Origin of the sequence: Thermomonas sp. (assembly GCF_020850895.1) — a bacterium.
In the GTDB taxonomy this organism is placed as follows: Bacteria; Pseudomonadota; Gammaproteobacteria; order Xanthomonadales; family Xanthomonadaceae; genus Thermomonas.
The window spans coordinates 1-2,970 of sequence record NZ_JADZDS010000066.1; the positions used below are offsets into that span (position 1 = coordinate 1).

Genomic DNA, 2,970 nt, shown 5'->3' on the forward strand with positions numbered 1-2,970 from the left:
AAGCCGCCCTGAATGCCAATCCAGCCCATCAACGCGCGCGCTGGTTCCTCGGCGTGACCCAGCGCCAGAACGGACAGAACGCGCAAGCCGCCGCGACCTGGGCGCCCCTGCTGGATCAGGTGGACGCACGCACCGCGAGCAGCCTGCGCGATCAGGTCAACCTCGCCCGTGCCGATGCTGGCCAACCGCCGCTGCCGGCGCCCGCTGCGCCCAAGCCCCTCATCACCGCCGTGGTCGCGCTGGATCCGGCCCTGGTCGGACGCCTGCCCGCCGGTGCCAGCGTGTTCCTGATTGCCCGGCAAGTCGGCGGATCGCCGATCCCGGTCGCGGCCCAGAAGCATGCCCTCGCCGAGCTGCCACTCACCGTTTTCCTGAGCGATGCCGACAGCCCGATGCCCAGCCTGAAACTTTCCCAGGTCCGGCAGGTCGAGCTGTTGGCCCGCGTGTCGCTGGACGGCAACGCCAGCCCGGACCCGAACGCCCCGGCCTCGCCGGCGATTCAGGTCACCGTGCCTGCGGATGCACCGTTGCGTCTGGTGATCGGTTCACGCTGAGAGTGCAGGAAACCCGCGCAGGCTGACCTACGCGGCGATGTCGCGGCCATGCCGACATACCCAATCGGCATGACCATCGCGGCGAACAAGGTCGATCATGGTGCATCGCGCCAGTTTCATCCAACCATGACCGAGTTCATCCCCCCAAGCACCCAGTACTTCCACTTGCCGACACCGTTTCCGATGAAACGCGGTGGCGAGTTGCTCAACGCGCGTCTCGCCTATGAAACCTGGGGCGAACTCGACACCCTTGGTGGCAATGCCATCCTGATCCTGCCCGGGATGTCGCCGAGTGCGCACGCCGCATCCCATCCCGGCGATCCGTCACCGGGATGGTGGGAATGGATGCTCGGCCCCGGCAAGCCGATCGACACGGATCGCTGGTTCGTCATCTGCGTCAATCCACTGGGCAGCTGCAAGGGCAGCACCGGCCCGGCCTCCATCGACCCCGCCACGGGCAATCGCTATCGACTCGATTTCCCGGAGCTGTCGATCGAAGACGGTGCCGATGCGGCCGCTGCACTGGTGCGCGCCCTCGGGATCGAACGGCTCGCCTGCGTGATCGGCAACTCGATGGGCGCGATGAGTGCGCTCGCCCTGCTTGATCGACACCCCGGTATCGCCTGCAATCACATCAACATCTGCGGCGCGACCCGCGCCCTGCCATTTTCCATTGCCATCCGTTCGCTGCAGCGCGAAGCGATCCGCAATGACCCGGACTGGCAGCAAGGCCAGTACGACGATGACGGACGCTATCCGGAAAACGGCATGCGGATGGCGCGCAAGCTCGGCGTGATCACCTACCGGTCGGCGCTGGAATGGGACGGACGCTTCGGCCGCGTTCGGCTGGACGGGGATGGCCGCGACGACGATGCACCCTTCGCCGCCGAGTTCGAGGTCGAAGGCTATCTCGAAGCGCACGCCCGTCGTTTCGTGCATCACTACGATCCCAACAGCTACCTGTACCTGAGTCGCTCGATGGATTGGTTCGACCTCGCCGATGGCGTGAATGGCTCCGCAACGCACGCGCTGTCGCGGCTGCGCGGCATCGAACGGGCGCTGGTCCTGGGCGTCAAGACCGACATCCTGTTCCCGATCCAGCAACAGGAGGAAATCGCCGCGGGCCTGCGCCGCGCCGGTATCGAGACCCGCTTCCTGCCGCTGCCTTCGCCGCAGGGCCACGATGCCTTCCTCGTCGACGCTGAACGCTTCGCCCCGGCCGTGTCCGGTTTCCTGCGCACCCTGTCCAGCATCGCACTGAGCATCGAAAAAGTCGCGTAAGCACACGACTCCGCTATACTGCGCGTCCGCGCCGGAGTGGCGGAATCGGTAGACGCAGCGGACTCAAAATCCGCCGCCCTTAAAAGCGTGTGGGTTCGAGTCCCACCTCCGGCACCAAAGTGTGGCGAGGCTTTTCCCAAAGCATGCCCGAAGGTCCTGAAATCCGGCGTACCGCCGACCGCCTTGCGGCGGCGGTGCTGGGGCAACCGCTGCGGCGCGTGCAATTCGCCTATCCGATGCTCAAGCCCTTCGAACGCACGCTGCGCCGGCACCGAATCGAATCGATCACGCCGCGCGGCAAGGCATTGCTGACCGCGTTCGACAACGGCTGGACGATGTATACCCACAACCAGCTCTACGGCGTCTGGAAGGTGGCGCCGGCGGGGCATTGGCCGGCCACCACGCGCAGCCTGCGGGTGGCGCTGGAAACCGCGCAGTCGGCGATCCTGCTGTATTCGGCCTCCGCCATCGAGATGTGGCGCAGCGATCAAATCGAATCGCACCCGTTCCTGCAGGGTCTGGGTCCCGACGTGCTGGATCCGGCGCTGGACGTGGCCACCGTTGCGGCCCGACTGCGTTCGCCCGCGTTCTGCCATCGCGCGCTCGGTGGCCTGCTGCTGGATCAGGGTTTCCTCGCCGGGCTGGGCAACTACCTGCGCGCCGAGATCCTGTACGCCACTCGCCTGCATCCGGCGCTGCGCCCCGATGATCTGAGCGCACGCCAGCGCAATGCGCTGGCCAAGGCCTGCCTGGCGATCCCGCGCCTGAGCTACGCCACCCGCGGGGTCGAGCCCAAGCCGGGGATGCGCAAGGACCTGCAGTTCCACGAGGGCGCAGCCTTCCACTTCCATGTCTTCAAGCGCGAGGGTGAACCTTGCGCGCGCTGCGGCACCCCGATTGCACGCATCAGTTCCAATTCGCGCCCGCTGTTTCTGTGCCCACACTGCCAGCCGGACACATGCGCCGGCACGGGCCGGGGATCGGGATGCGGTAAAATTCGCGGATGAGAAAAGAACTCGAAGCCCTGCTGCGCAGCAACCGCGACTGGGCCGATGGCATCACCCGCGATGACCCGACCTTCTTCGAGCGTCTTTCGAAACAGCAGGCGCCGAAGTACCTGTGGATCGGCTGTTCG

The 2,970-nt window shown here is 66.3% G+C and carries 2 protein-coding genes, 1 tRNA gene and 2 pseudogenes; all 5 read left to right on the top strand.

The genetic code is table 11. The annotated features are described in order from the left end of the window. A pseudogene (locus IT472_RS06465) lies at positions 1-554 on the top strand (cytochrome C biogenesis protein); the annotation flags it as partial. Positions 555-680: 126 nt separating this feature from the next. Then, complete coding sequence (locus IT472_RS06470) at positions 681-1,835, top strand: homoserine O-acetyltransferase (protein WP_297180100.1); 1,155 nt, start codon at positions 681-683, stop codon at positions 1,833-1,835. A gap of 30 nt (positions 1,836-1,865) precedes the next feature. Then, positions 1,866-1,952: transfer RNA gene (locus IT472_RS06475), tRNA-Leu, on the top strand. A gap of 26 nt (positions 1,953-1,978) precedes the next feature. Continuing rightward, complete coding sequence (gene nei / locus IT472_RS06480; RefSeq protein WP_297180101.1) at positions 1,979-2,842, top strand: endonuclease VIII; 864 nt, start codon at positions 1,979-1,981, stop codon at positions 2,840-2,842. Then, positions 2,839-2,970 (top strand): annotated as a pseudogene (locus tag IT472_RS06485) (carbonic anhydrase); the annotation flags it as partial. The gene nei and the pseudogene IT472_RS06485, both read left to right, overlap by 4 nt.